This is a genomic window from Janthinobacterium kochi (assembly GCF_051380715.1).
In the GTDB taxonomy this organism is placed as follows: domain Bacteria; phylum Pseudomonadota; class Gammaproteobacteria; order Burkholderiales; family Burkholderiaceae_D; genus Janthinobacterium.
The window spans coordinates 596,607-622,831 of sequence record NZ_JBNYXO010000002.1 but is presented as its reverse complement, the minus strand read 5'-3'; the positions used below and the strand labels follow the sequence as shown (position 1 = coordinate 622,831).

General features: G+C 63.4%; 23 protein-coding genes. 16 read left to right on the top strand and 7 right to left on the bottom strand.

Annotation, left to right across the window (positions count from 1 at the left end; genetic code table 11):
* Positions 1-58: 58 nt before the first annotated feature.
* The 7 genes from fba (at position 59) to ACQ4WL_RS07115 (ending at position 7,271) form a co-directional block, all read left to right on the top strand.
* Positions 59-1,123 (top strand): class II fructose-bisphosphate aldolase, encoded by a 1,065-nt coding sequence (fba, locus tag ACQ4WL_RS07145; RefSeq protein ID WP_071075342.1) that lies wholly within the window; start codon positions 59-61, stop codon positions 1,121-1,123.
* 107 nt (positions 1,124-1,230) lie between these two features.
* The gene (locus tag ACQ4WL_RS07140; protein ID WP_436508974.1) at positions 1,231-2,124 is read left to right on the top strand and encodes a phosphoribosylaminoimidazolesuccinocarboxamide synthase; all 894 of its coding nucleotides are present in this window, start codon (positions 1,231-1,233) and stop codon (positions 2,122-2,124) included.
* Between the two features lies 1 nt (position 2,125).
* Positions 2,126-2,623, top strand: coding sequence for a 5-(carboxyamino)imidazole ribonucleotide mutase (purE, locus tag ACQ4WL_RS07135; RefSeq protein ID WP_436508972.1), 498 nt, complete (start codon positions 2,126-2,128; stop codon positions 2,621-2,623).
* A gap of 15 nt (positions 2,624-2,638) precedes the next feature.
* Entirely contained in the window at positions 2,639-3,835 is a 1,197-nt protein-coding gene (locus tag ACQ4WL_RS07130) for a 5-(carboxyamino)imidazole ribonucleotide synthase (protein WP_436508970.1), read from the top strand.
* Positions 3,832-4,851, top strand: coding sequence for an L-threonylcarbamoyladenylate synthase (locus ACQ4WL_RS07125; protein ID WP_436508969.1), 1,020 nt, complete (start codon positions 3,832-3,834; stop codon positions 4,849-4,851). The genes ACQ4WL_RS07130 and ACQ4WL_RS07125 overlap by 4 nt, the downstream gene beginning before the upstream one ends.
* Positions 4,852-5,093: 242 nt before the next feature.
* The gene (locus ACQ4WL_RS07120) at positions 5,094-6,485 is read left to right on the top strand and encodes an SGNH/GDSL hydrolase family protein (protein ID WP_436508968.1); all 1,392 of its coding nucleotides are present in this window, start codon (positions 5,094-5,096) and stop codon (positions 6,483-6,485) included.
* A gap of 99 nt (positions 6,486-6,584) precedes the next feature.
* The gene (locus ACQ4WL_RS07115) at positions 6,585-7,271 is read left to right on the top strand and encodes an OmpW/AlkL family protein (RefSeq protein ID WP_436508967.1); all 687 of its coding nucleotides are present in this window, start codon (positions 6,585-6,587) and stop codon (positions 7,269-7,271) included.
* Positions 7,272-7,309: 38 nt separating this feature from the next.
* Here the strand turns inward: ACQ4WL_RS07115 and ACQ4WL_RS07110 are convergent, their stop codons facing one another.
* Entirely contained in the window at positions 7,310-7,816 is a 507-nt protein-coding gene (locus ACQ4WL_RS07110) for a flavin reductase family protein (RefSeq protein WP_436508966.1), read from the bottom strand.
* Positions 7,817-7,992: 176 nt separating this feature from the next.
* Here ACQ4WL_RS07110 and msrA point away from each other — a divergent pair, with 176 nt between their 5' ends.
* A complete protein-coding gene (gene msrA / locus ACQ4WL_RS07105) occupies positions 7,993-8,526 on the top strand; it encodes a peptide-methionine (S)-S-oxide reductase MsrA (protein WP_436508964.1) in 534 nt (177 codons plus the stop codon).
* 27 nt (positions 8,527-8,553) lie between these two features.
* On the opposite strand, the gene ACQ4WL_RS07100 is transcribed toward msrA, so the two are convergent.
* Positions 8,554-9,789 carry a class I SAM-dependent methyltransferase gene (locus ACQ4WL_RS07100; RefSeq protein ID WP_436508963.1) on the bottom strand — a complete coding sequence of 412 codons (1,236 nt, stop codon included), beginning with the start codon at positions 9,787-9,789 and terminating at the stop codon, positions 8,554-8,556.
* 126 nt (positions 9,790-9,915) lie between these two features.
* Positions 9,916-11,124, bottom strand: coding sequence for a pyridoxamine 5'-phosphate oxidase (pdxH, locus tag ACQ4WL_RS07095; RefSeq protein ID WP_436508961.1), 1,209 nt, complete (start codon positions 11,122-11,124; stop codon positions 9,916-9,918).
* 112 nt (positions 11,125-11,236) lie between these two features.
* On the opposite strand from pdxH, the gene ACQ4WL_RS07090 reads away from it, so the two are divergent.
* From ACQ4WL_RS07090 to ACQ4WL_RS07075, 4 genes are all read left to right on the top strand, one after another.
* Positions 11,237-12,079 (top strand): tRNA threonylcarbamoyladenosine dehydratase, encoded by an 843-nt coding sequence (locus ACQ4WL_RS07090; RefSeq protein WP_436508960.1) that lies wholly within the window; start codon positions 11,237-11,239, stop codon positions 12,077-12,079.
* A 164-nt stretch (positions 12,080-12,243) separates the two neighbouring features.
* Complete coding sequence (locus tag ACQ4WL_RS07085) at positions 12,244-12,708, top strand: FKBP-type peptidyl-prolyl cis-trans isomerase (protein ID WP_096237983.1); 465 nt, start codon at positions 12,244-12,246, stop codon at positions 12,706-12,708.
* Positions 12,709-12,804: 96 nt separating this feature from the next.
* The gene (cysK, locus tag ACQ4WL_RS07080; protein WP_282408386.1) at positions 12,805-13,737 is read left to right on the top strand and encodes a cysteine synthase A; all 933 of its coding nucleotides are present in this window, start codon (positions 12,805-12,807) and stop codon (positions 13,735-13,737) included.
* A 171-nt stretch (positions 13,738-13,908) separates the two neighbouring features.
* The gene (locus ACQ4WL_RS07075; RefSeq protein WP_436508959.1) at positions 13,909-14,310 is read left to right on the top strand and encodes a ribosomal maturation YjgA family protein; all 402 of its coding nucleotides are present in this window, start codon (positions 13,909-13,911) and stop codon (positions 14,308-14,310) included.
* A 6-nt stretch (positions 14,311-14,316) separates the two neighbouring features.
* On the opposite strand, the gene ACQ4WL_RS07070 is transcribed toward ACQ4WL_RS07075, so the two are convergent.
* The 3 genes from ACQ4WL_RS07070 to ACQ4WL_RS07060 form a co-directional block, all read right to left on the bottom strand.
* Positions 14,317-17,130: a M16 family metallopeptidase gene (locus tag ACQ4WL_RS07070; protein ID WP_436508958.1), complete on the bottom strand. Its 2,814-nt coding sequence runs from the start codon at positions 17,128-17,130 to the stop codon at positions 14,317-14,319.
* Between the two features lie 79 nt (positions 17,131-17,209).
* On the bottom strand, positions 17,210-17,581 hold the full coding sequence (gene traM, locus ACQ4WL_RS07065; RefSeq protein ID WP_436508957.1) for a conjugal transfer transcriptional regulator TraM: 372 nt from the start codon (positions 17,579-17,581) through the stop codon (positions 17,210-17,212).
* Positions 17,582-18,310: a P-loop NTPase family protein gene (locus ACQ4WL_RS07060; protein WP_436508956.1), complete on the bottom strand. Its 729-nt coding sequence runs from the start codon at positions 18,308-18,310 to the stop codon at positions 17,582-17,584.
* 213 nt (positions 18,311-18,523) lie between these two features.
* On the opposite strand from ACQ4WL_RS07060, the gene ACQ4WL_RS07055 reads away from it, so the two are divergent.
* Complete coding sequence (locus tag ACQ4WL_RS07055; protein ID WP_436508954.1) at positions 18,524-20,296, top strand: GGDEF domain-containing protein; 1,773 nt, start codon at positions 18,524-18,526, stop codon at positions 20,294-20,296.
* Here the strand turns inward: ACQ4WL_RS07055 and ACQ4WL_RS07050 are convergent.
* Entirely contained in the window at positions 20,286-20,768 is a 483-nt protein-coding gene (locus ACQ4WL_RS07050) for a CinA family protein (RefSeq protein WP_436508952.1), read from the bottom strand. The genes ACQ4WL_RS07055 and ACQ4WL_RS07050 overlap by 11 nt on opposite strands.
* A gap of 218 nt (positions 20,769-20,986) precedes the next feature.
* Between ACQ4WL_RS07050 and ACQ4WL_RS07045 the strand changes: the two genes are divergently transcribed.
* Genes ACQ4WL_RS07045 through ACQ4WL_RS07035 form a run of 3 tightly spaced genes read left to right on the top strand, consistent with a single transcriptional unit; the run spans position 20,987 to position 26,222 of the window.
* Positions 20,987-21,604 (top strand): TOL_0243 family YfiR-like periplasmic protein, encoded by a 618-nt coding sequence (locus ACQ4WL_RS07045; RefSeq protein WP_436508951.1) that lies wholly within the window; start codon positions 20,987-20,989, stop codon positions 21,602-21,604.
* A 2-nt stretch (positions 21,605-21,606) separates the two neighbouring features.
* Positions 21,607-23,637 carry a sensor histidine kinase, YfiR-like protein-associated gene (locus tag ACQ4WL_RS07040; RefSeq protein WP_436508950.1) on the top strand — a complete coding sequence of 677 codons (2,031 nt, stop codon included), beginning with the start codon at positions 21,607-21,609 and terminating at the stop codon, positions 23,635-23,637.
* Positions 23,634-26,222 (top strand): EAL domain-containing protein, encoded by a 2,589-nt coding sequence (locus tag ACQ4WL_RS07035; protein WP_436508949.1) that lies wholly within the window; start codon positions 23,634-23,636, stop codon positions 26,220-26,222. Before ACQ4WL_RS07040 ends, ACQ4WL_RS07035 begins: the two co-directional genes overlap by 4 nt.
* Positions 26,223-26,225 lie beyond the last annotated feature (3 nt).

Sequence of the window (26,225 nt, the reverse complement as noted above, 5' to 3'; positions counted from 1 at the left end):
GCGCGGTCATCGACCGCGAAGCGCTACAACAGTTTCTATTGTTCTCTGGAGTATTACCATGTCTCTCGTATCCATGCGTCAACTGCTGGACCATGCCGCCGAAAACGGTTATGGCATTCCTGCTTTCAACGTCAACAACCTGGAGCAAGTGCAAGCCATCATGGCTGCCGCCGATGCGCTCAACAGCCCGGTGATCATGCAAGCGTCCGCTGGCGCGCGCAAGTACGCCGGTGAAGCCTTCCTGCGCCACCTGATCGACGCCGCCGTCGAAGCGTATCCGCACATTCCCGTCGTCATGCACCAGGATCATGGTCAGTCGCCGGCCGTTTGCATGGCTGCCATCCGCTCGGGTTTTACTTCCGTGATGATGGACGGTTCGCTGGAAGCGGACGGCAAGTCGGTCGCCTCGTACGAGTACAACGTGGAAGTATCGCGTGAAGTGGTGAAATTCTCGCACGCCATCGGCGTGACGGTGGAAGCGGAACTGGGCGTGCTCGGTTCGCTGGAAACCATGAAGGGTGACAAGGAAGACGGCCACGGCGCCGACGGCACCATGACGCGCGAGCAATTGCTGACGGACGTGGCGCAAGCGGCCGACTTCGTGCAGCGCACCCAGTGCGACGCCCTGGCGATCGCCATCGGCACCTCGCACGGCGCGTATAAATTCACGCGCAAGCCAACGGGCGACATCCTGGCCATCGACCGCATCAAGGAAATCCACGCGCGCATTCCGAACACCCACCTGGTGATGCACGGCTCGTCGTCGGTGCCACAGGAATTGCTGGCCATCATCCGCGAATTTGGCGGCGACATGAAGGAAACCTATGGCGTGCCAGTCGAAGAAATCCAGGAAGGCATCCGTCACGGCGTGCGCAAGATCAACATCGACACCGACATCCGCCTGGCGATGACGGCCGCGATCCGCAAGTACCTGTTTGAAAATCCATCGAAATTCGACCCGCGCGATTACCTGAAGCCAGCCCGCCTTGCCGCCGAGCAAATCGTGCGCGCCCGCATGCAGGCATTCGGCTGCGAAGGCCAGGCGTCGAAAATCAAGGTCATCACGATGGAAAAAATGGCCGAGCGCTACAAGGCCGGCGAGCTGTCGCAAATTGTGAAGTAAAATTCTGTCTGGAACGGGCCGGAAGCTGCATCTCCGTGCCCGATTTTCTCGACCGGCGGGCGCCTTCCCTGCCTGCCGGTTTCGTTTCATCCAACTATTCCCCCGCTATGAACAGCCTCTATCAGACTTCCATCCACTCCCTGCCATTGCTGGGCCACGGCAAGGTCCGCGACAACTACGCCGTTGGCGACGACAAGATCCTGATCGTCACCACGGACCGCCTGTCGGCCTTCGATGTCGTCATGAACGAGCCTATCCCCGGCAAGGGCAAGGTACTCAACCAGATGAGCGACTTCTGGTTCGAGAAACTGGGCCATATCGTGCCGAACCACCTGACCGGCGTGGCGCCGGAATCCGTGGTGGCGCCTGATGAAGTGGCGCAAGTCAAGGGCCGCGCCGTCGTGGCCAAGCGCTTGAAGCCCATCATGGTCGAGGCGGTCGTGCGCGGCTACATCATCGGTTCGGGCTGGAAAGACTATCAAGAGTCGGGCAGCATCTGCGGCATCAAGCTGCCAGCGGGCCTGCAACAGGCGGAAAAACTGCCGGAACCGATTTTTACACCGGCGGCCAAGGCCGAGCTGGGCGAGCATGATGAAAACATCAGCTTTGCTGAAATGGAAGAGCGCATCGGTGCCGAACTGGCTGCCAAGATGCGCGACGTCGCCATTCAACTGTACAAGACGGCTGCCGAATACGCCGCCACGCGCGGCATCATCATCGCCGACACCAAGTTTGAATTCGGCCTGGACGACAATGGCGTCATGCATTTGATGGATGAAGTACTGACGGCCGATTCGTCGCGCTTCTGGCCCGCCGATTCCTACCAGCCCGGCATCTCGCCGCCGTCGTTCGACAAGCAATTCGTGCGCGACTACCTGGAAACCTTGACCTGGGGCAAGACCGCGCCGGCGCCAGCACTGCCAGCCGACGTCATCGAAAAAACCCAGGCCAAGTACTTTGAAGCCATCGAACGCCTGACGGGCGAGAAGCTGAAGGCCTGAGATGAACGAGCAGAGTAAGCCGCTGGTCGGCGTCATCATGGGGTCGTCCTCGGACTGGGACGTGATGCAGAATGCGGTTGCCATCCTGAAACAGTTTGGCGTGCCGTACGAAGCGCAAGTCATTTCCGCGCACCGCATGCCCGACGAGATGTATGCGTATGCGAAAAGCGCGCGCGCGCGCGGCTTGCGCGCCATCATCGCCGGCGCCGGCGGTGCCGCCCATTTGCCTGGCATGGTGGCGGCGATGACCATCGTGCCCGTGCTGGGCGTGCCCGTGCCGTCGAAATACTTGCGCGGTGAAGATTCCATGCTGTCCATCCTGCAAATGCCCAAGGGCGTGCCGGTAGCCACCTTCGCCATCGGCGAAGCGGGCGCGGCGAATGCGGCGCTGACGGCGGTGGCGATGCTTGCCGCCAATGACGACGCCCTGGCCGAGCGCCTGGAAGCCTTCCGTGCCACGCAAACGGCCGCCGCCAAGGCCATGGTCTTGCCTGAATAATGTGTTTGAAAAATAATGAATAGTAAATCGACTTCCCCATTGCTGCCTGCCGCCAACCCACCGGCATGGCTGGGCGTGATGGGCGGCGGCCAGCTCGGCCGCATGTTTGCCCAGGCCGCCCAGAGTATGGGCTACCAGGTGGCTGTACTGGAACCGTCCGATGCCTGCCCTGCGGGGCAGGTGGCGCAGCGCCTGATCAATGCCGGCTATAGCGACGCAGCCGGTCTCGACGCGCTGGCAGCGCAATGCCTGGCCGTCACCACCGAATTCGAGAATGTGCCGGCCGACAGCCTGTCGCGCCTGGCCGAACGGGTGTTCGTGGCGCCGGATGCGCACGGCGTGTCGGTGGCGCAAGACCGCATCGCGGAAAAGCGTTTCTTTGTCGCCTGCGCCTCGACATCGGGCGTGCTGCCGGCGCCGCACATGGTGATCGCCACGCAGCTGGACATCGACGCCATCGGCGACGATTTGCTGCCCGGTATCTTGAAAACCGTGCGCATGGGCTATGACGGCAAGGGCCAGTACCGCGTGCGCACGCGCGACGAGGTGCGCGCCGCGTTCGCGGAAATGGGTGAAGTGACATGCCTGCTGGAAAAAATGCTGCCGCTGGCGTATGAAGTGTCGGTGCTGACGGCGCGCGGAGTGGACGGCCAGTCGGTCGTGTATCCGATCGCCGAAAACGTGCACCGCGACGGCGTGCTGTTTACCACCACCGTGCCGGGCCCGAACGTGTCGGACGATTGCGCCGCCAGGGCGCAGCGGGCGGCGCAAGCCATGGTCTCCGAACTCGGCTATGTCGGCGTGCTGTGCATCGAATTTTTCGTGCTCGATGATGGTAGCCTGGTGGTCAACGAAATGGCGCCGCGTCCGCACAACAGCGGCCATTACACGATGGATGCCTGCGTCACCAGCCAGTTCGCGCAACAGGTGCGGGCCATGGCGCGCTTGCCGCTGGGCGACGTGCGCCAGCATTCGCCGGCCGTGATGCTCAACATCCTCGGCGACGCCTGGTTTGCCGACGACAGTGATGCCGCCAGCGAACCGGCGTGGGACCAGGTGCTGGCGCTGCCAGGTGCTTGCCTGCATCTGTATGGCAAGGACGATCCGCGCCGTGGCCGCAAGATGGGCCACCTGACCTTCATCGCAGCCACCTTGCAAGAGGCGCAGCAGCGCCTGCGCGACGCTTGCCTGATCCTGAGAATCGCGCCGTGAGCGTGCCCGCACAAGACCTGGCAGCGGCGGCCGCCGTGCTGGAAGCGGGCGGCCTCGTCGCTTTTCCAACGGAAACGGTGTACGGTCTGGGCGCCGATGCGGAAAACCCGGCCGCCGTGGCGCGCATCTACGAAGCCAAGGGTCGTCCCTCGGACCATCCCGTGATCGTGCACGTGGCGCCCGGCGCCGACTTGGCGCACTGGTCCGACGACATTCCCGTGGAAGCGCAGCAATTGGTGGCTGCCTTCTGGCCCGGCCCGCTGACCCTGATCGTCAAGCGCGCCGCGCATATTCCCGACGCCGTCTCCGGTGGCCAGGACACGGTGGGCTTGCGCTGCCCGTCGCATCCGGTGGCTATCGCATTGCTACGCACCTTCAAAGGCGGCAAGGGCGGCCTGGCGGCGCCGTCGGCGAACAAATTCGGCAATGTCAGCCCCACCACGGCGCAGCATGTGCGCGATGAATTCGCGGCGGAACTCGCCAGCGGCTTGCTGGGCCTGGTCCTCGATGGCGGACAAAGCGACGTCGGCATCGAGTCGACCATTGTCGACCTGTCGCGCCTGACCACGCACGGCCCCGTGCTGTTGCGTCCCGGCCATATCAGCAGCGCGCAGATCGCCGCTGTCATCGGCCGCGCACCGGCCATGGCGGACGCGGCCGCACCGCGTGCTTCGGGGACCCTGGAATCGCACTACGCACCGCACACGCCTGTTGCGATGCAGCACAGCGACGACGTGAGCGCCACCTTGAACCGCCTGCTCAATGACGGGCGCCGCGTGGCCCTGATCCATTACTCGGATCTGCCGCCAGCCAGCGCCAGCGTGCGCCTGGCAGCGACCCCGGAAAATTACGCACACGCGCTGTATGCCTCGCTGCGCACGATGGACCAGGTCGGCGCCGAGCTGATACTCGTCGAAGCCCCGCCCACCGGTCCAGCGTGGCTGGGCGTGAATGACCGTTTGCGGCGCGCCGCATTCGGCTCAAGTGGTATCTTGCAGCAATTCCTGTCCGACTGATAAAAAGCCCCGAAAGGGGCTTTTTCTTGATGCAGCGCAATAGCGATGCTTGCCACGAAACATACTAAATCCTCCATAATTCAGCGGATCGCCCGGTCATGACAGGGCACCGGCGGTGTTGTTATTTCGTTGATTTTTAAAACATATTTTCTATACAAGCCTGAGGAACGATGGCATATTAGTTGGGTAGCGAATAGCACGCCCGTTCGTTTAGAAACCAGAAAAAAGACCGAGGAGACAAAATGCATCAAACAAAATTCGCGCTGGCCGTGCTGGCTGCGGCTGTCCTGGCAGGTTGCGGCGGCGCCAGTGGCGGTGATCAAGCCTTGAAAGTGAAATACACGGCGCAGGTGTCGTTCGGCGACAGCCTGTCCGATGTCGGTTCGTATGCTGTCGCCGGCGTGGCAGCGAGCGGTGGTGGCAAATTCACCATCAATGGCGACAATACCAAGATCAATCCTGAACTGACGGGCAAGAACTGGACCGAGCACCTGGCCGCGCAATTCGGCTTGCCTGCACCATGCGCAGCCGAAACGGGCCTGGAAGGCACGATACCGACCCTGCAGGCCCCGCGCGTCAAGCATGCCGGCTGCTTTGGCTACGCCATGGGCGGCTCCCGCGTCACCAACCCGGTCGGTCCGAACAACAAGCTGGCGGGCGGTGTGCTGGGCGCCCTGACCGTGCCCGTGGTGACGCAGATCGCGAACCACCTGGCCGTCTCTGGCGGCAAGTTCAGCGGCACGGAAGCCGTTTTCGTGATGGCGGGCGGTAATGACGTGCTGTACCAGCTGGCTGTATTGCAGGCAGGCGCGACGGAGGCCGGCAAGACGGCGGGCGCTACTGCGGGCGCGCAGGCCTTCGCTACCAATCTGACCATGGCGCTGGCGGCCGGCGCCAAGAATCCGGCCACGGCAGCGGCTGCCATTGGTGCCGCCATCAAGACGGCCAGCGCTGCGCCTGGCGCGACATCGACATTGATCGTGCAGGCCGCCATCGTCGCAGCAGCCAGCCAGCCGCGCGATGACTCCATCAGCTTGCCTGCCGTGTACGGCCCACTGGTCGCCAAGGCACAAGCCGATGCGACGGTGACGGGCAATGCAGCCGGCGCCAAGGCCGGTGCCGACTACGCTGCGGCCCAGGGGCCATTGCTGGTTGCCGCCATGAAAAAAGCCGGTACCGAACTGGTGGCGCTGGTCAAGGACCAGATCATTGCCAAGGGCGCCAACTATGTGGTGGTCAACAACCTGCCGGACGTGGCCGGTACGCCATCGGGCTTGAGCAAGGATGCCAATACCAAGGCGCTCATCAATGCCATGGTCGGCGCCTTCAATGGCGAACTGAGCGGCGGCCTGAGCGGCAATGCGAAAGTCTTGCTGGTCGATGTGTTTGCCGTCAGCCATGACCAGGGTGTCAACCCTGGCCCGTATGGCTTGACCAATGTCAGCGAGACGGCATGCGATCTGACGTCAGCGAAGAATTTCCTGAGCAGCTCGCTGGCCTGCAATGGTACGAACCTGAAAGCGGGCGACGTCAGCCACTACTCGTATGCCGACGATGTGCACCCTACGCCGTTCAATAACCTGTTGCTGGCCCGTTATGTGGCCAAGGACATGGTCGTGCGGGGCTGGCTGTAAGGGATGGCCGCACCGGCTGTGCCTGGGAGGCGCGGCCGGTGCCGGCAGCGACAAGACTCGATAGCGGAACACTCCGCACATAATGAATCAGGAGACAAGATGAAGAATCATTTGAATACCGCCGTGCGCGTACTGGCCGCAGTTGCCGCGATGACCGTGGCGACGGGCGCCTCGGCGCAAAGCGCCGGCACCTGGATGGCCAAGGTTGGCCTCAACAAGATCACGCCGCACGTGGACAGCGGAGATCTTTCCGCGCCGGCCTTGCCGAACACCAAGGCCGACGTCAAGGCCGATACCAAGCCCATCCTGACCTTTGCCTACATGATCACGGACAATATTTCCGCTGAAATGATCCTGGGCGTGCCGTACAAGCACGACCTGATCGGCGACGGCTCCATCAAGGGCACGGGCAAGCTGGGGACGGCCGAAGCCTTGCCGCCAACGGCCTTCATCCAGTACCGTTTCTTCCAGCCCAATGCGATGATCCGCCCTTACGTGGGCGCGGGCTTGACGTATGCCTATTTCCAGAAGGAAACCGGCTCGGGCCAGATGACGGCCTTGCTGGATCCAGGTGGAAAACCAGTCACCTACCGCATGGACAACAAGCTGACAGGCAGCCTGGTGGTCGGCAGCACCGTGGCCTTCAATGAGCGCTGGTTTGCCGACGTGGCCGTGGTCAAGACCTACCTGAAAACCAAGGCGAAATTCTCGACGGGGCAGACGCAGGACATCAAGCTCGACCCGGTTGCCGTGAGTATCAGCATCGGGTACAACTTTACCCTGTAAAACAAAAAATCCGCCTCGGCGGATTTTTTTTGTCCCGCTCAGGCTGGCGGTGTATTGAACTTTCCATTGTGGTAGATCAAGGGCGGCTGCGCGGCAAATGCGCATTGTTCCACTTCGCCCACGAAAATGACGTGGTCGCCTTCCGGATAGCGGCTGCGGTTGTGGCATTCGAACCAGGCCGATGCGCCTTTCAGGATGGGCTGGCCCGTGCGCGACAGTTCGTATTCGACGTCGTCGAAGGGATTCGGTGTGCGGCGTGAAAAACGCGTAGCCAGTTCCGCCTGCTCGGCACCCAGCACATTGATGACGTAATGCGAGTTGCCACTGAAGATGGGCATGCTGTTCGCCACGGAACCGAGGCTCCACAGCACCAGTGGCGGCGACAGCGAGACGGAATTGAAAGAGCTGGCCGTCAAGCCACGGAAACTGCCGTCGGCCAGGCGCGTGGTAATGACCGTCACGCCGGTGGCAAACTGCGACAGCGCCTGGCGGAAATGTGTCGTATCGAATTCTTGCGCTGGCGCGCGGGGAGAGCGAGTGTTCATGGGATACCTGTCTATTTGCTGACATTATGCCAAAAATCGGCCGCGCCAGCGCAATCGTGGCCGGCGTACCCTGATGTGCGGTTCGCCACGCGCCGTTTCAAGCGGCGCTGCAGGCCATGGCGCTTTACGTTACAGTGGTGAAATGATACGTCGCACAGGCGTTGCGGGAGGGCATCATGCATCAACAGACGGAAGTGGCGGTATTCGGCGGTGGCTGTTTCTGGTGTCACGCTGCCGTGTACGCGCAAGTGCGTGGCGTGACGCGCGTCGAGTCCGGCTACACGGGCGGCAGCGTGCCCGACCCCACATATGAACAGATTTGCACGGGCGACACGGGCCACGCGGAAGTGGTGCGCCTGGAATTCGATCCCGCCGTCATCGCTTACCACGACTTGCTGGAAATCTTTTTTACCCTGCACGATCCCACCACTCTGAACCGGCAGGGCAACGATATCGGCACGCAATATCGTTCCGTCATCTATTACCAGTCGGCCGGGCAGGAAAGCGTGGCGCGCAAGGTGCTTGCTGAAATGGCCGGGGTGTGGGATGCGCCCATCGTCACGCAGCTGGCGCCGGCAGCCACCTTTTATGCGGCCGAGGATTACCACCAGAATTATGCCGAGCAGCATCCCTTGCAGGGCTATTGCGCCCTGGTCGTCGTGCCCAAGGTGGAGAAATTCCGTGCCATGTATGCGGGGCGCCTGAAGTGAGGCAGCCCCCAGCGCCGCGCGCGCCTGTCAGGTGCTGAGTGCGGGTGCGGGCCTGGCATCCTGCGCATACATGTAGTTGCGCGACCAGGGCAGGGTGGAGGAGCGCCGGCCCGCCTTCACGCAGACGATCTGGTACAGGCTGATCAAATCTTGCTCGAAGGCATAGGCGCAGCCGGCCAGGTAGACGTGCCAGATGCGGAAGCGCCGTTCGCCTGCCAGCGGACGAATTTGCTCGGCGTTGGCTTCGAAATTCTCCGTCCACAGGGCGCAGGTGCGCGCATAGTGGCGCCGCAGGTTTTCCACGTCCAGCACTTCCAGCCCCCCTTGCTGCATGGTCTTGAGCACATTGCCGATGTGCGCCAGCTCGCCGTGCGGAAACACATATTTCTCGATGAATTCCCCGCCGCCATACGGCGTTTCGCCATTGTCCGGGTCGGTGGAGGTGATGCCGTGATTCATCGCCATGCCATCTGGCGCCAGCAGTGTGTTGATGATGGAAAAGTACGCGGGTAAGTGTTTCAGTCCCACGTGCTCGAACATGCCCACGCTGGTGATGCGGTCGAACTGCCCCGTCACGTCGCGGTAGTCCTGCAGGCGGATCTCGACCAGGTGCGCGAGGCCGGCCGCCGCCACGCGCTCGCGCGCCAGGGCGTACTGGTTTTCCGACAGGGTCACGCCCACGCAGCGGGCGCCATATTGTTGCGCGGCACGGATGACCAGCGCGCCCCAGCCGCAACCGATGTCGAGCAGGGTCTGGCCCGGCTGCAGCTGGATTTTCTTCAGGATATGGTCGATCTTCTTGACCTGGGCCTGCGCCAGCGTTTCATCGCCGTCTTCAAAATAGGCGCAGGAATACACGAGGGCGGGGTCGAGAAACTGCTCATAAAAGGCGTTCGACACATCGTAGTGGTAGCGGATGGCTTCGGCATCCTTGCTCTTGTCGTGCGTAAAGCTGCGCACGATGCGGGCCAGCTTGCCTTCCGGTTTCAGGGTATTGCGCGCCAGCGCATTGCAGATGGAAATCATGTCCTGGGCCGTGCCCCTGACTTCGATATTGCCTTCCACATAGGCCGAGCCCAGATTGGCCAGCGACGGGTTCAGCAGATAGCGTGCCGAGGCGATGGTCGGCAGGCGGATGGTGACTCTGGGCGCTTCGCTGGACAGGTCCACATGCTGGCCATTCCACAATTCTATGCGGAGCGGCAAGGCGGTCTTGCTGCGGATGCTGGCGATCCAGGACTTGAGTTGGTTTTGTACAAACAAAATGGCCTCCAATGCAGCGGCCCCAGTTGGGGCCACAAATTGAGAAACAATGTTATTTAGTAACTTCTACCCGCATAGCCTACACCTTTATTGACCAGCTCGCTTTGCGCCGCCTTGACTGCGCGTTTAAGGTTGCAAACGCTGCATGCTCCATTGCCCGTCAGCATCGCGGGTAAACACGATGCGGTCGTGGAAGCGCGAACGGCGCCCTTGCCAGAATTCGATGCGCTCCGGCTGCAAACGGTAGCCGCCCCAGTGGGCCGGCCGCGGTGGCTGGGCGTCGCCGAGGGCGGCGGCCACGGCCGCGTAATGGCTTTCCAGCGTGGCACGGCTGTCGATGGGGGCGCTTTGCTGCGAGGCAATCGCCGACAAGCGGCTTTGGACGGGGCGCACATTGAAATACTCATCGCTCTCGGCCGCCGTGGTTTTCACCACCGTGCCTTCGATGCGCACTTGCCGCTCCAGCTCGCCCCAGAAGAACAGCAGGGCGGCATTCGGATTGTGCTCGAGCTGCTGGCCCTTGTCGCTGTGGTAATTCGTGTACCAGGTAAAGCCGCGTTCGTCGAACTGCTTGATCAGCACGATGCGCGAGCTGGGCTTGCCGTCGGGACTGACGGTTGCCAGGCTCATGGCGTTGGGCTCCATCACCTGGGCCTTGACGGCTTCGGCAAACCATTTCTGGAACATGGCGATGGGATCGGCCAGCACATCCGTCTCGCTCAGGCTGGACTGCACGTAATCGGTGCGCATGGCCGCCAGCACGGCAGCCGCGTCCGGCACTTCAGGCGTCTCCGGCGCATCGGGCGCAATGCCGCGGCGGCGCTGCATGGCCGTGCCCAGCTGCTCCATCTGCTGCGCGCTGAACAGGCGCTTGGCCATGGGCGCCAGCTGGCCCTCTTCCTTGGCCATGTGGGCCTGGTAGGCGGCATCGTAATCGCGCACGCCGTCGGCGGACAGCTGCGTGGCCGTGCCGGCGGCGATGGCGTCCAGTTCCGGGCGCAGGGTCAGCCAGGCCTGGTCCATGCGCTGATGGTCGGCCAGGATTTCCGGCACCAGGGTCGCCAGCAGGGCGGCATCGTCGCCCGTGGCCGTCGCTTGCAGCATGGGCATCAAGTCCTGCTCTTCATCATCATGGTGCAGATGGGCGGCTTTATTGAAGTATTGCAACACCGCCTTGGCCGCCTGCTGCGCGTCCGCCGTGTTGCCGTGCTGCGCCAGGTGGCCCAGCAGGTTTTGCAGGGTCGTCAGTTGCTTGCGGATCTTGTCGTGGCAATGCTTGAGCACGGCGATGGGCTGGTCAAAGCCGGGAACGGAGTCGAACAGGGGAGAGGTCATGGCGAGTTCTCGTGGTGGGCGGTGTGGGGGCATGGCGACAGTGCAGCTTGTCGCTGTGTCAATTCGGCTATTTTAGAATATCCGCCAGCGCAGTGTCCGTTAAAATGGTGCCATGCATACCTCTACCAATGAACTAATTTCCATGGACTTGACCGAGATCGATTTTGAACGGCGTTTCGGCGGCATTGCCCGCCTGTACGGCGCACCCGCGTTGGAACGCTTCCGCGCCGCCCACGTGTGTGTGATTGGCGTGGGCGGTGTCGGTTCCTGGATCGTCGAAGCGCTGGCGCGCAGCGCCATCGGCCGCCTGACCTTGATCGATCTGGACAATGTTGCCGAATCGAATATCAATCGCCAGATCCAAGCCATGAGCGACACCATCGGCAAGGCCAAGATCACGGCCCTGGCCGAACGCATCGAACTGATCAACCCCTTGTGCCAGGTCACGCAGATCGAGGATTTTATTACCCCCGATAATCTGGAGCAGTTGCTGGGCGGGCGCGATTTCGACTATCTGGTCGACGCCATCGACAATGCCAAGGCCAAGGCGGCCGTGATTGCGTATTGCCGCGCGCGCAATTTGCCCATGCTGACCATCGGCAGCGCGGGCGGGCAGACGGACCCGACCCTGATCGCCGTGCGCGACCTGTCGAAAACGGAACAGGAGCCGCTGCTCAAGCGCGTGCGAAAACTGTTGCGTACCGAATATGGTTTCCCCCGTGGCGTGAAAAACAAATTCAACGTCGATGCCGTGTTTTCCATGGAGCCGTTGAGCACGCCCGAGAGCGCCGAAGCGTGCGCCATCGATGGCAGCGCGCCCGCCGGCGTCACGGGCCTGAACTGTGCCGGCTTCGGTTCCAGCGTGGTGGTGACGGCCAGCTTCGGCATGGTGGCGGCCGCCCATGCGCTGAAAAGCTTGCGCCAGCCTGGTGCCTCAGCCTTGCCGGACCTCTAAGTCCATTCCGGCAGCGCCAGTTCTTCTTGCGCGCCGGCAGCGGGCGTGGAAAGTGTAAGTCTTGTGACAGGGTTTTCAACTTCGGGCAGCGGTTTGCTATTATTGTTGTCCCTGCGCTATCTGGACTGCAGGGATCTTACCGAAACTCACTGAAAGAAACCATCATGACGCGTAGCTCCGTTTTGTTTGCCCTGATCTGCTCCGTCGCCGCGTCGCTGGCGCAGGCACAGGCGCCAGCGCCTGTTCCCGCCTCCGCCGTCTCGCTGAGCCCCGGCCCTGTCGCCGATAAACTGATCGTGATCGACAACAAGGTCGGCACCGGCAAGGAAGCGTCCGCCGGCAACAACGTCACCGTGCACTACACGGGCTGGCTGTACCGTCCGCTGGCGAAAGATTCGCGCGGCAAGAAGTTCGACAGCTCCGTGGGCCGTGGCCCGTTTGACTTCCCGCTCGGCAAGGGTATGGTCATCAAGGGCTGGGACCAGGGCGTAGCCGGCATGAAAGTGGGCGGCAAGCGCACCCTGATCATTCCAGGCGAACTGGCCTACGGCCCTCGCGGCGCCGGCAATGGCGACATTCCGCCGAACTCGGCACTGATCTTCGACGTGGAATTGCTGGACGTTAAGTAATTGTTCCGTTTGGCGGCGGTGCCTGCTCGCGCTGCCGCCATCAGCGTGCTGAAACGCGGTAGACTGGGGTTTCTTGAAATAGCGGAGATTCCTTCCATGAACATCGCCAACGACGTCACTGAACTGATCGGCAACACCCCCCTGGTGCGCATCAACCGCATCGCCGCCGGCAGTGTGGCCACCATCCTGGCCAAACTCGAATTCTACAATCCCGCCCACAGTGTCAAGGACCGCATCGGCCTGTCCATGATCGTCGCCGCCGAAGCTGCTGGCAAGATCCATGCCGATACCGTCATCGTCGAGCCCACCAGCGGCAACACGGGCATCGCGCTGGCCATGGTCTGCGCCGCGCGCGGCTACCGTTGCACCCTCGTCATGCCCGACACCATGAGCCGCGAACGGCGCATCCTGCTGCGCGCCTACGGCGCCGAGCTGGTGCTCACGCCCGGCAGCGAAGGCATGCTGGGGGCCATCCGCAAGGCCGAGGAAATGGTGGCGGCCGAGCCGCACTACCTGATGCTGCAGCAATTTAACAATCCTGCCAATCCCGCCATCCACCGCGCCACGACAGCCGAGGAAATCTGGCGCGATACGGATGGACAAGTCGATATCGTCGTCGCCGGCGTGGGCACGGGCGGCACGATCACCGGCATCGGCGAAGTGTTGAAGGAACGCAAGCCGGGCCTGCAAGTGATCGCCGTGGAACCGGAAGCGTCGCCGATGCTGTCGAAAGGCACCAAAGGCCCGCACCCGATCCAGGGCATCGGCGCCGGTTTCGTACCGCAGATCTTGAACACGGCCATCTACGATGAAATCATCTGCGTGAAGAACGACGACGCCTTCGCCACGGCGCGCCTGGCCGCCAGCGACGAAGGTTTATTGGTCGGCATCTCGTCGGGCGCCGCCCTGTGGGCCGCCCTGCAAGTGGCGCGCCGCCCGGAAAACGCGGGCAAGACCATCGTCACCATCATTCCGTCGTTTGGCGAGCGCTACCTGAGCACGGCCTTGTACGCAGGCTTGGGCGACTGAGCGTCGATCCGTCCAGTGGGGCTGCGCAGGTGGCCCCGCTTGACCGGCGCAGCGCAAGGGTGCCGGTTGAACTTGCCATAGCGAAATAGGCGCCAGGCAGGCAGGGCAGGCGCAGTACAATATCGGACGGGCCGCAATGGTTCGGCCCGAATTGTGTCTTTGAATGGAAATATGTTCCTGGTAAAACCTGAACGCCGCCGCCTGCTGCAGGTGGGCGCAACCGTGGCTGTCATCGCGCTGGGCCTGGCCTCGCGCGCTTATCCCCAATTTCTTCCCGCCGCGCTTGGCAAGTATCCGGGCGACGCCCTGTGGGCCATGATGATCGTCTTTGCGCTGGGCATCATCGCCACGCGCATGCGCACGTGGCAGCTGGCATTGTGGTCCTTGCTGATCTGCTTTGCCGTGGAATTCGGCCAGCTGGTCCAGGCGCCTTGGCTCGTCGCGCTGCGCGCGCATCCGCTGGGGCACCTGGTGCTGGGTTCCACCTTCGGCTGGGTCGACTTGATCGCCTATACGGCCGGTGTGGCGATCGCGGCGCTGGTTGATAAAGCGGCGCTGTTCAAGCGCCGCTAGACCCGATTACTTGACGTTACCTTCGGCATCGCGCAATTCCACGGGCGCCAGCTTCAGCTTCGACAATTGCGGGGCGATCTTCGCCTTGTCGCCCACGCCGATGACGATCAGCTTTTCCGGCTGCAGGTATTTCTTCGCCACCTGTTGCACCTGCTTGTCCGTGACGCCCGCAAAGCGCTGCGGCAGGGTCGCGTAGTAGTCGAGGCCCAGGCCGTAGATATACGTGTTGGCCATGCTGGCGCTGATGCTGGCATTCGTCTCGAACTGGCCCGGCAGCGACAGCACCTGCGAATTGCGCGCATTCGACAATTCCTTGGCCGTTAACGGCTTGGCGATCATGGCGCGGATTTCCTTGAAGGTTTCCGACACGGCGGGACCCGTCACGTCGGTGCGTACGCCTGCCGCGATGGAGAATGGCCCCGGCTGGCTGCGGTACTGGAGTTGCGAGCGCACGCCATACGTGTAGCCCTTCTCTTCGCGCAAATTATTGCTCAGCCGACTCGTAAACAAGCCGCCCAATGCCGCGTTCATCACTTGCAGCGGCGCATAGTCGGGCGTCGTGCGGGCCACGGCGATGGTCGACAGGCGCACGGCCGTCTGCGGCGCGCCCGGCTTGTCGACCAGGATCAGCCTGGCTTTCGTCGTGACCGGCGCCGCTGTCACGGACGGCGCTACCGTGCCCGCCTTCCAGCTGCCGAACTTGGCTTCGGCCAGCGCCTTCAATTCCGCAGCGCCGATATCGCCCGAGACGATCAGGGCCGCATTGTTGGGCACATAATGCTGCTGCCAGAACGCCTGCAGGTCGGCGCGGCTGGTGGCCTTCAGGGCCGCTTCCGTGCCCAGCTGGATGGTACCGTACGGATGTTGCGGGCCATACAGGGCTGCCGCTTCCACGCGGGCCGCCACGGCCCCCGCGTTTTCGCGCTGTTGCGCCAGTTCGCCGATGCGGCTGGCGCGCTGGCGTTCCACCTCGTCTTGCGGGAATTGCGGGTGCTGCACCACGTCGGCCAGCACGTCGAGCGCTTGCGGGAAGGTGGTTTTTAGCGACGTCAGCTGGGCGAACGAGGCATCCGCGCCGGAACCGGTGCCCAGAAAAGCGCCCAGTTGCGCCACGTCGTCGGCGATCTGCGGCGCGCTGCGTGTGGCCGTGCCTTCCTGCAGCAATTGCGCCGTAAAGCCCGACAAGCCCGGCTGCGCCAAAGGATTGGCGCCCGAACCGCTTTTCACCACCAGTTGGGCCGACACCAGCGGCACGGCCGGATTGTAGTTGTGGATCACGGTCAAGCCATTGCTCAGGGTGAAGGACGTCGCTTGCGGTAGCACGATCTTCGGCGCGGGCCCAGCCTTCGGCACGGCACTGCGCCACGGCTCGTCCGCATTGATGGCCGTGCTTGGCGCAGGCTTGACTTTGCCCGGCGCCGGTGTCGGCACTTCCGCGCCCAGGTCCGGCGTGCCCGGCACGCCATACACCACCACGCGCGCCTGGTTTTTCAGGTAAGTGTCGACGGCGCGCTGCACGCCGGCTGCCGTCACCTGGCGGTAGCGTTCGATATCCTTGGGCAGGTAGCCGGGGTCGCCCAGGTACTGGTTGTACTGGTTCATCATGTTGGCGTTGCCGCCCACTTTTTCCACCTGGCTCAGCATGCTCGTCTCGATACTGTTGCGGGCCCGTTCCAATTCCTTCTCGGTGGGCCCTTTGGCGCGCAATTGCTCCAGCTCCGCCTGCATGGCTTGCTCGATTTCCTCGGGCTGGTGGCCGGGGCGCGCCGTCACGTCGATGGTAAACACGGAGGTGAGGGCGTTCGAGCTCTGGTTGGCGCCCACGTCCTGCGCGATCTGCTTGTCGTACACCAGGGACTTGTACAGGCGGCTGGACTTGCCGCCGGCCAGGATGTGCGCGGCCATCGACAGTTCCGCGTCATCCTTGGCGTAGGCCGACGGCGTCAGCCAGGCCATGAACACGCGCGGCAACTCGACCCGGTCTTGCACCACGACGCGGCGTTCCTGCGTGATGGGTGGCGTCACGACATTCGGTTTCGGCACGGCGGGGCCGCTCTTGAAGCTGCCGAAGTATTTGTTGACCAGTTGCTTGGTCTTCGCCTTGTCGATGTCGCCGGCGATCACCAGGCTGGCGTTGTTGGGACCATAGTATTTGCTAAAGAATTCCTTGATATCGGCCAGTTTCGCGTTCTGGATGTCCGCATGCGAACCGATGACGCTGGCGTAATACGGGTGGGTCTTGGGAAACAGCTGGTGATACAGGGCTTCCTGCACGATGCCGTACGGCGCGTTCTCCACGCTCTGGCGGCGTTCGTTGCGCACCACGTCCTGCTGGTTCGTCAGCGCCGTCTGGTCGAGCACGTCCAGCAGATAGCCCATGCGGTCGGAATGGGCCCACAGGGCCAGTTCCAGCTGGTTCGATGGCACCGTGTCGAAATAATTGGTGCGGTCGAAATCCGTGCTGCCGTTCGAATCGGTGGCGCCCGCGCCTTCGAGCAACTGGTCGGCCATGCCGCGCGGCACGTGCTTGGTGGCGGCAAACATCATGTGCTCGAACAGATGCGCAAAGCCCGTCAGCCCCGGTGCTTCATTGGCCGGTCCCACGTGGTACCAGACGTTGACGGCCGTGACGGGTAATTTATGGTCTTCCACGAGAATCACGTCGAGGCCATTCGGCAGCGTGTATTTTTCGTAGGCAATATTTGGCATGGCCGCGGCTGCGGTCGCGGCGGCGGCACCGGCGGCGTGGGCGAGGGTGAGCGGGGCGCCGTACAGCGACAGCATCAGGGCGGGTATGGCCAGCAATTTGATCGGTTTCATGCATGCTTCCAGGCTAGGGTGGGGGAAGACGCTGCGCTTCGCTCGTGGCTGGCGCAGCGCGACAGTGCTACGCTCGGTGCTACAGTTTATACAGCAGGGCCGCGCCGCCCAGCACCAGCAGCGCGCAGGCGAGCGAGACGATGGCGGCCGCGCCCAGCAAACGCCATTCGCGCGGCGTAAAGCCGGCCGGCCCGGCCGGTGTTGGCGCGGGTATGAGCGCTTCCGGCGCCGGCTGGGCCATGGCTGCCGCCGGCAAGGCAGGCAAGCCGCCTGCCGCGCGCGCCTGCGCCGCCAGCGCTTGCGTGGCGGCGTCCAGCAGGGCCAGCTGGCGCTCGACGGTTTCCGCCAGCACCGCTTCGTTCAGCGCCACCAAGGCGAATATCGGGTCGTCAACGTCGACCTTGATGCCCGTCTTGTCGAAGACGTGGCTGCGCAGTTTGTGCTGGTCCATCTACCATTGCACCTTGTCGAGTTGTTCGAAGATGTCGCGGTAGACGACCTTGATGCGCTGTTTTTCCATGATGTTGAACTTGTCGTTCTGCAGCACTTCCTGCATCGTCAGGCGTGCCGTATTCATTTTCTTGACGTCCGCGCCAAAGGTGTCGGGATTGCGCTGGCTCAAGGTAATGCTGCCTTTCACGCGCGCGCGGTTGTCGGCATACGACTGCGATTCCATGAACTGCTTGCCGGACGCCGATTGCAGCAGGCCGAAGTGTTCGTTTTGCCACAGCACCAGCGGCACCTTCGTCGCTTGCGCCGTGGCGACAAAACCCGTGGCCGTGTCGTGCAGGGTGTCGCCGCCGCCGACGATGGTGTGGATGTACACTTTGCGGCCCGACTCTTCCAGCAGCGAGAAACAATCGTTTTCCAGCAGATAGCCCATCAGCGGCGAAAAGGTATTCGCGCCATTGTCGATCACGCAGTTGCCGTCTGTTTCGAGGATGTCGATCATCAGCGCGTCGAAGCGTTTCGGGTCGATGTTGCGCGCATCCGTCATCACGGGCACGTGCTTGACCTGCATCGCCTTGTAGCGCGAGAACGTGGCGTTTTCCTGATCGGTGTCATAGCAGCGCAAAGGCGTGTCGTCCTTGCCGCCTAGCCACTGGGCCAGCAGGGTCGATACCAGGGTCTTGCCGATGCCGCCCTTGCCCTGCAGGATGAAATGTACCGTGTTTTGCATTGCGACTACTCCAAGTTGTTGCGTCAGTGACAATCAAAGATCCGTGACAGCGGCGCTGGCGCCAGGCCAGGCCACGACTGGCATTTTTACCACAATCCTTTGCAAATATGCCATGCGGAACAGCGAATCTGGTTATGATGTTAATCAGGATACCATTGATACAGAGCAAGTTTTGTGTGAAAAATTCCGCCCCAGAGTGTTAACGAGGACGCAGTGCCGATCTCCAGTCTCGATAAAACCGACATTGACCGTCTGAATCAGCAAGCCCTGTCTTGCCTGGTCGGTAACCGCCGCCAGGCACGCCGGCTGGCGCAGATGGCGCTGGCGGCGGCGCAACGACAACAGTATGCGCGCGGTGGCGCGTATGCGGAACTCAATCATTGCTGGCTGGCGTATTACGCGGGCGAGGCCGAGCCATTGTGCGAGCGCCTGCGCGCGTATTTCCAGCATAGCGGCGACCTGGAAGGGGGCATGGAAGTGGCTGCCCTGCAGGGCGCGTATGCGAGCCGGCGCGGCGATTTTGCCGATGCCGAGCAGCATTTCCTGCAGGCGCGCAGCCAGGCCGCGCAGATACCCGATTCCTTGCACAAGTTCATGCTGTACGCGCGCCTTGGCGTCGATGCCCTGAACCGTGGCGATACGCAGGACGGCCCGCGCAATTTCCTGCTGGCGCTCGATATCGCCGAACGTTTCGGCAGCCCCGCGCACCGGGTCAACAGCCTGTCGAACCTGGCCTCGTCGCAGCATGACCTGGGCAACGATGAAGACGCCATCCCCCTGCTGGTCGAGGCGCTCGAGATCATCGGCACGCAAAAGCTCAAATATCAGCAAACCATCGTTTCGGCCAACCTGGCCATGTGTCTGTTGGCCACCGGCAAGCCGGCCGAGGCGCTGGCGCTGGTGGAACCGTTTTACGAGTGGCCGGAAGAAGACCTGGCCGTGCGTGCCTTCCTGTTCTGCATCGCCGCGCACGCCGCCATCTTGCTGCGCCAGCCCGAGAGCGCCTTGCAATTGTTGTTGCGCGCCGAGGAATATGCGCACCGCGGGCAGGACCTGGAAGAGCAGATGCATGCATGGCTGGTGCGCGGCAAGCTGGACTTGCACGCGGGCCAGACGGCGCAGGCGCTGGCCTCGCTGACGCAGGCGCACAGCCTGCTGAGCTGGACGCGCAATCCGTTTCACCAGCAGCAGATTTTGCGCGGGCTGGCCGAGATCAATGCCCAGCTGGGCGAATGGCAGGCAGCGTACGGCTTTTTGCAGCAATACCAGGCCGTGTTCGAGGCCAGCAGCAAGTCGGCGCGCGCCTCGCGCAGCCTGATGCGCAACCTGGAAAAGGAAATGCACAGCCTGAAGGCCGAGCGCGACAAGGCGCTGGAATTGCAGGCGGCGCGCGAATCGGAAAACGTCAAGCTCGAGCACTTGAACCGCGAGCTGGCGCACCAGATACTGCATGTCAATTCCTTGCAGGACAGCCTGAAGGAGCAGGCCATGCGCGACCACCTGACGGGCCTGTACAACCGCCGCCATTTTGAAACTTGCCTCAATGCCATCCTGCACGAAGCCGACGCGGATGCGCCCGTGGCCATCGCCATCATCGACCTGGATTTCTTCAAGCGCGTCAACGACACCTACGGGCATAATTTTGGCGATGAAGTACTGATCCAGTTTGCGCGCCTGGTCGAGAGCCAGCTGCGCGGCAGCGACATGGTCTGCCGTTATGGTGGCGAGGAATTCTGCCTGCTGTTGCGCGAAGCCGACAGCAGCATCGCCGCGCACAAGATCGACGATATCGCCGCGCGTTACCGCCAGTTGCTGATCCGGCAGGCACCGCACAGCCTGTCCGGCTGCACCTTCTCGGCCGGTATCGCCGAGTATCCGCGCCATGGCGCCGGCCGCCACGAGTTGCTGCTGCGCGCCGACAGCGCCCTGTATGCGGCCAAGCAGGCGGGCCGCGACCGTGCCTGCATCGCCGACGCTACTGGATAAAGCGCAGCAGTTCCCGCAGGGCGTGCGCCACGGCCTGCTCGCGCACGGCTTGCCGGTCGCCCGCAAACACCAGCCGCTGCGTCTGCATGCGTCCGTGCATGGCCCAGCCGAAGCAGACGGTGCCGACGGGTTTGCCCGGTACGCCGCCCGTGGGGCCGGCGATACCCGTGGTCGAGACGGCCACCTGGGCATCGCTGTGGACCAGGCTGCCTTGCGCCATGGCGGCGGCCACTTCCTCGCTGACGGCGCCGTGTGCGGCGATCAGCTCGGCCGGCACGCCCAGCATGCTGCTCTTGGCCCCGTTGGAATAGGTGACGAAGCCCCGTTCGAACCAGGCGCTCGAGCCCGAGACGTCGGTGACGGCCTGCGCCACGCCGCCGCCCGTGCACGACTCGGCCGTGGCCAGCAGCAGGCCCTTCGCCTGCAAGGCCAGGCCGACTGCGGTGGAGAGGGGGACGAGTGCGTTGCTCATGGATGACTCCTGCATGCGGTGGGAAAGGTGGCAAGACTGTAGCATGGCCAACGGAAAAAGAAACTTTCCCCGTTAGCAGCGAAAATGCGTACACTCTTTTATACATTTGCTACCACTTCGGGCCGGCAGGCGCTCTGTTGCTGCCCTGGTGCGCATCGCCCGAATAGGCACGCGGCATGGTGCCGCGTCGTCGTATGCATTCTCTTTACTCGGTTGTCATGGCAATTCTGAACTGGACCTGGTGGCATCATCCTGGCCCCTTGCGCAGCCCCGTGCGCGGCGCTGTTCGCCGCTCTTTCCGCTGGGGCTGGCTATTGCTGCTCCTGGGCGTGCTGTGCGCCGATGCGCAGGCGCAGGTGCCGGGGGAGCTGGAGCGCCAGGTCAAGGCCGCGTATCTGTACAAGTTTGCCGGCTATGTCGAGTGGCCCGATGGCAGCTTTGCCCGGCCCGACTCTCCGCTGGTGATCGGCGTGGCGGGCGCCGATGCGCTGGCCGAGCAGCTCGAACAGAGCGTGGCCGGGCACAGCGTCAACGGCCGCGCCGTGCAAGTGAAAAAAGTGCGCCGCGGCGAAGCGCTGGCCGGGCTGCACGTGCTGTACCTGGGGGCGCTGGAGAAAACGGCGCTGCAGGAGATGCTGGCCGCCAGCCGTGGCCTGGCGTTGCTGACGGTATCCGATTCGGATGAGGTCTACGCGATGGGCAGCATGATCAATTTTGTGATGGCCGACGACAAGGTGCGCTTCGACGTGGCCCTGAAACCCGTGGCGCAGGCGCATATCCGCATCAGCGCGCGCATGCTGCTGGCCGCCTATCGCGTGCAGACAGGGGGCGCCTGACCATGCTGCGACTGCGTTCCATCCGCCACAAGCTGATGTCAGTGGTCTTGCTGACCACCCTGGTGGCACTCGTCATTTCGCTGGGCACCATCGTCGTCTACGACTTGCGCGCCTATCACCGCAACCTGGTGGCCGACATCAGTACCCAGGCCGAACTGCTGGGGCACATGAGTTCGGCCGCGCTGGCCTTCGACGACGAACGCCTGGCGCTGGAAAACCTCAACCTGATGCGCATCCGCCCGCGCGTGTCGGCCGGCGCCCTGTACAAGGCCGATGGCAGCCTGTTTGCCAGCTACCGCGCGAACCAAAGTGTGGGCGAGCTGCCGGCCAAGGCGGGCAAGGAAGGCGAAAGTATCCAGGGCAGCTCGGTGGAATTGTTCAAGCCCATCGTCGACAATGGCGAATTGCTGGGCACCGTGTATCTGCGCGCCGATTATGAGCTGGCTGGCCGCACGGCCGACTACCTGGCCATCGCGCTGAGCGTGACGGTGCTGGCGCTGCTGGTGGCCTTGCTGCTGCTGCGCCGCCTCGATTTCGTCATCACGCAGCCCATCCTCGATATCGCCGACGTGGCGCGCGAAGTGATCGAGAAGGGCGACTACTCGCGCCGCGCGCGCAAACTCAGTGACGACGAAGTGGCGCAGCTGGTCGATTCCTTCAACAAGATGCTGGCCGAAATCGAGCTGCGCACGCACGCGCTGGAGCGCTCAAATGGCGAGCTGGCGCGCGAAGGCGAGCAACGCACCCAGGCGCAGCAGGAAGTCATGCGCCTGAACCAGGAGCTGGAAGTGCGCGTGCACGAGCGCACGATGCAGCTGGAAATGACGAATGGCGAACTGGCCATGGCGATGGAAGAGGCGCGCAGCGCCAACTATGCCAAGTCGGCGTTTCTGTCGTCGATGAGCCATGAATTGCGCACGCCGCTGAACGCCATCCTGGGCTTCGCGCAAATCCTCAGTTCCGACCGCCTGCCGTCGACCCTGGCGCAAAAGAAGGAGTTCGCCGGCCATATCCTGAAGTCGGGGCGCCATTTGTTGACCTTGATCAATGAAATCCTCGATCTGGCGAAGGTGGAGTCGGGCACGGTCAGCCTGTCGCTCGAACCGGTGGGCCTGGATGCCATCTTGCAGGAATGCCGCGACATGATCGCGCCGCTGGCCAGCCAGCGCGGCATCGGCATGACCTTCCCCGATGCCTGTCCCCTGAACGTGCTGGCCGACCGCACGCGCCTCAAGCAGATTTTATTGAACCTGCTGTCGAATGCGCTCAAGTACAACCGCGAGCAGGGGCAGGTGGCCATCGATTGCGTGCCGCAGGCGGGCGGGCGGGTGCGCATCAGCGTGCGCGACACGGGCGTGGGTCTCGATGCCGAACAGCTGGCGCTGCTGTTCCAGCCCTTCAACCGGCTGGGGCAGGAAGGCGGCGCGGAAGAAGGCAGCGGTATCGGCCTGGTGGTCACCAAGCGCCTGGTGGAGCTGATGGATGGCAGCATCGGCGTGACCAGCGCACCCGGCGAGGGCAGCATTTTCTGGATCGAGCTGCGGATGGTCGATGCTTTGCCCATACCTTTGATCCCGCCCTTGCCGCGGCCGGACCTGGCGGGGGCGCTGCTTGAGAACAGCGCCCCCGTGACCTTGCTGTACGTGGAAGACAATCCCGCCAACCTGACCCTGGTCGAGGAAATCGTGCGCTACTGCCCGCAATTGCAGCTGCTGACGGCAACGGATGGTCGCCTGGGCGTGGAAATGGCGCGCACGCACCTGCCGCAGCTGATCCTGATGGACATCAACCTGCCCCATGTGAATGGCACGGATGCGCTGAAACTGTTGCGCGCCGATCCGCGCACGGCGCACATCCCCGTCATCGCCCTGACGGCCAACGCCATGCCGGGCGATGTGGAGCGCAGCATGGCGCTGGGCTTTTACCGCTATCTGACCAAGCCGATCAACCTCGACGAATTTACCGAGGCGATCAACAGCACCCTGGCCTATGTGGCGCAGCAGCGCCGGCAGAAGGGAACAGGCGCGCCATGATCAGCCAGGCCGATATCTATGCGGCGAAAATTCTCATCGTCGACGACCAGGAAGTCAATTTGCGCCTGCTCGAGCATTTGCTGCACAGCGGCGGCTACACGGCCATCAGCAGCACCCTCGACGCGCGCGCCGTGGCCGGCCTGCACCAGCGCCACCAGTTCGACTTGATCATCCTCGACCTGGTGATGCCCGGCATGAGCGGCTATGCCGTGATGGACACCTTGCGCCCGCTGGAACTGGAAGGCTATTTGCCCGTGCTGGTGATCGCCGCCGACCCGGACGCCAAGCTGGCCGCGCTGGAAGCGGGCGCGCGCGACTTCATCAGCAAGCCGTTTGACGCGCTCGAAGTGCTCACACGCATCCGCAACATGCTCGAAGTGCGGTTGCTGCACCGCGCCGCGCGCCACTACAACACCTTGCTCGAGCGCACCGTGGGCCAGCGCACGGCCGAACTGCAGCGCTTTCGCGGCGCCATGGACGCCACCACCGACGCCATCTTCCTCGTCGACGTGCAAGGCATGACCCTGGTCGACGTCAACGATGGCGCGTGTCGCCTGCTCGGCTATGCGCGCGCTGAACTGCTGGCGCTGGCGCCCGGCACCTTGCTGCCGTCGCCGCCGGTCCCGCCCCTGGCCACGCTGCCGGGTGGCTCGGCCCACCTGGCCACGGAAGTGACGGAATGCGAACTGGTGCGGCGCGACCTGAGCCTGGTGCCCGTGGAACTGGGCTGGCACTGGTATGCGCAGGCGCCGGTGGCGGGCGGCTATCCTGGCACCCCTTGCACGGGCGGCCTGCTGCTGATCGCTGTGGCGCGCGACATCAGCGAACGGCGCCAGGCGCAGGAGCGCCTGAAGCACCTGGCCCATTACGATGGCTTGACGGGGTTGCCGAACCGCAGCCTGTTTTACCAGACCCTGGCCCAGGCCGTCGAACTGGCACAGGAAAAAAGCTGGCGCATCGTGGTGCTGTTCATCGCGCTGGACCGTTTTAAAAGCATCAACGACACCCTGGGCGCGGCGCTGGGCGACGAACTGCTGCGCCAGTTCAGCAACCGCCTGGTCGAATGCGTGCGCCTGCGCGACACGGTGGGGCGCCTGGGCAACGACGAATTCGCGCTCATATTGACCATGAGCCGCAACCAGCAGGAAGCAGTGGCGGTGGCCAATCAGGTGCGCGAAGCCTTGCGCGCGCCGTTCGACTTGCGCGGCCACGCGGCTACCCTGACGGCCAGCATCGGCATCGCCATGTATCCGGACGACGCCACCGACCCGGAAACCCTGATCAAGTACGCGAATACGGCCATGGGCGGCGCCAAGCAGGCGGGGCGCGACGGCTACCGCTTTTTCACGGCCGGCATGAACGTGCAGGTGCTGGCGCGCCTGGACCTGGAACTGGCGCTGCGCCATGCGCTCGAACACGAGCAATTCATCCTGTACTACCAGCCGAAAGTGGACTTGCGCACGGGCCGCATCAGTGGCGTGGAAGCGCTGCTGCGCTGGCGTCGCCCCGGCTACGGCCTGGTGGTGCCGGCCGAATTCGTGCCCGTGCTGGAAGACACGGGCCTGATCGTGCGCGTGGGCGCCTGGGTGATCCAGGCTGCCTGCCGCCAGATCGCCGAGTGGCGCGACAGCGAAGTGGGGCTCGTGCACGTGGCCGTGAACGTCTCGAGCCGCCAGTTTGCCGAAGGCGACCTGGAAGGCGAGGTGACGCGCGCGCTGGCGCAGCATGGCGTGGCGCCGGACCTGCTGGAGCTGGAACTGACGGAAACGGCGCTGATGTCGAACGCCGAGCGCACCATCGTCGTACTGGGAAAGTTGAAGAAAATCGGCGTGAAAGTGGCCATCGACGATTTCGGCACCGGCTACTCCAGCTTGGCGTATCTGCAGCGCTTCCCTATCGACAAGCTCAAAATCGACATCGCCTTCGTGCGCAACATCACCAGCAACCCGAACGATGCGGCCATCGCGCTGGCCATCGTCAGCATGGCGCACAGCCTGAAACTGAGCGTGGTGGCCGAAGGCGTGGAGTCGCGCCCGCAGCTCGAATACCTGCGGCGCAACCGCTGCGATGAAATCCAGGGTTTTTATTTCAGCCGCGCCCTGCCAGCGCTGGAACTGGGGCAGATGATCGTCGCCGGCGCCGGCCTGCCGCCCGGCCACGACCCGGCCGCCCAGCCGGCGCAGACCCTGCTCATCGTCGATGACGATGTCAACGTGCTGTCGTCGCTGCACCGCCTGTTCCGCCCCGAGGGCTATCACATCCTCACGGCCAGCACGCCAGCCGAAGGGTTTGAAATGCTGGCGCTGCACCGCGTGCACGTGATCGTCTGCGACCAGCGCATGCCCAGCATGAGCGGCACGGAATTCCTCAGCAAGGTCAAAGAGCTGTACCCGGAAACCATCCGCATCATCCTGTCCGGCTACACGGGCCTCGAAGCGGTGCTCGACTCAATCAACCGGGGCGCCATCTACCGTTTTTATACGAAACCTTGGGATGACACCCAGCTGCGCGACAACATCCGCCTGGCCTTCCAGCACTACTGGATGGCGAACCAGCCGGGGCTGGCGCGGGTGGCGGTGCGCTAGCGC

What these genes read in the sequence shown, in the direction of transcription:
- ACQ4WL_RS07075 (WP_436508959.1), top strand. Translation starts at nt 13,909, where the DNA reads ATGTTCCTGGTAAAACCTGAACGCCGCCGCCTGCTGCAGGTGGGCGCA.
- fba (WP_071075342.1), top strand. Translation starts at nt 59, where the DNA reads ATGTCTCTCGTATCCATGCGTCAACTGCTGGACCATGCCGCCGAAAAC.
- ACQ4WL_RS07040 (WP_436508950.1), top strand. Translation starts at nt 21,607, where the DNA reads ATGCTGCGACTGCGTTCCATCCGCCACAAGCTGATGTCAGTGGTCTTG.
- ACQ4WL_RS07060 (WP_436508956.1), bottom strand. Translation starts at nt 18,310, where the DNA reads ATGCAAAACACGGTACATTTCATCCTGCAGGGCAAGGGCGGCATCGGC.
- ACQ4WL_RS07070 (WP_436508958.1), bottom strand. Translation starts at nt 17,130, where the DNA reads ATGAAACCGATCAAATTGCTGGCCATACCCGCCCTGATGCTGTCGCTG.
- traM (WP_436508957.1), bottom strand. Translation starts at nt 17,581, where the DNA reads ATGGACCAGCACAAACTGCGCAGCCACGTCTTCGACAAGACGGGCATC.
- ACQ4WL_RS07115 (WP_436508967.1), top strand. Translation starts at nt 6,585, where the DNA reads ATGAAGAATCATTTGAATACCGCCGTGCGCGTACTGGCCGCAGTTGCC.
- pdxH (WP_436508961.1), bottom strand. Translation starts at nt 11,124, where the DNA reads ATGACCTCTCCCCTGTTCGACTCCGTTCCCGGCTTTGACCAGCCCATC.
- ACQ4WL_RS07045 (WP_436508951.1), top strand. Translation starts at nt 20,987, where the DNA reads ATGGCAATTCTGAACTGGACCTGGTGGCATCATCCTGGCCCCTTGCGC.
- msrA (WP_436508964.1), top strand. Translation starts at nt 7,993, where the DNA reads ATGCATCAACAGACGGAAGTGGCGGTATTCGGCGGTGGCTGTTTCTGG.
- ACQ4WL_RS07085 (WP_096237983.1), top strand. Translation starts at nt 12,244, where the DNA reads ATGACGCGTAGCTCCGTTTTGTTTGCCCTGATCTGCTCCGTCGCCGCG.
- ACQ4WL_RS07110 (WP_436508966.1), bottom strand. Translation starts at nt 7,816, where the DNA reads ATGAACACTCGCTCTCCCCGCGCGCCAGCGCAAGAATTCGATACGACA.
- ACQ4WL_RS07050 (WP_436508952.1), bottom strand. Translation starts at nt 20,768, where the DNA reads ATGAGCAACGCACTCGTCCCCCTCTCCACCGCAGTCGGCCTGGCCTTG.
- ACQ4WL_RS07130 (WP_436508970.1), top strand. Translation starts at nt 2,639, where the DNA reads ATGAATAGTAAATCGACTTCCCCATTGCTGCCTGCCGCCAACCCACCG.
- ACQ4WL_RS07140 (WP_436508974.1), top strand. Translation starts at nt 1,231, where the DNA reads ATGAACAGCCTCTATCAGACTTCCATCCACTCCCTGCCATTGCTGGGC.
- cysK (WP_282408386.1), top strand. Translation starts at nt 12,805, where the DNA reads ATGAACATCGCCAACGACGTCACTGAACTGATCGGCAACACCCCCCTG.
- purE (WP_436508972.1), top strand. Translation starts at nt 2,126, where the DNA reads ATGAACGAGCAGAGTAAGCCGCTGGTCGGCGTCATCATGGGGTCGTCC.
- ACQ4WL_RS07120 (WP_436508968.1), top strand. Translation starts at nt 5,094, where the DNA reads ATGCATCAAACAAAATTCGCGCTGGCCGTGCTGGCTGCGGCTGTCCTG.
- ACQ4WL_RS07035 (WP_436508949.1), top strand. Translation starts at nt 23,634, where the DNA reads ATGATCAGCCAGGCCGATATCTATGCGGCGAAAATTCTCATCGTCGAC.
- ACQ4WL_RS07090 (WP_436508960.1), top strand. Translation starts at nt 11,237, where the DNA reads ATGCATACCTCTACCAATGAACTAATTTCCATGGACTTGACCGAGATC.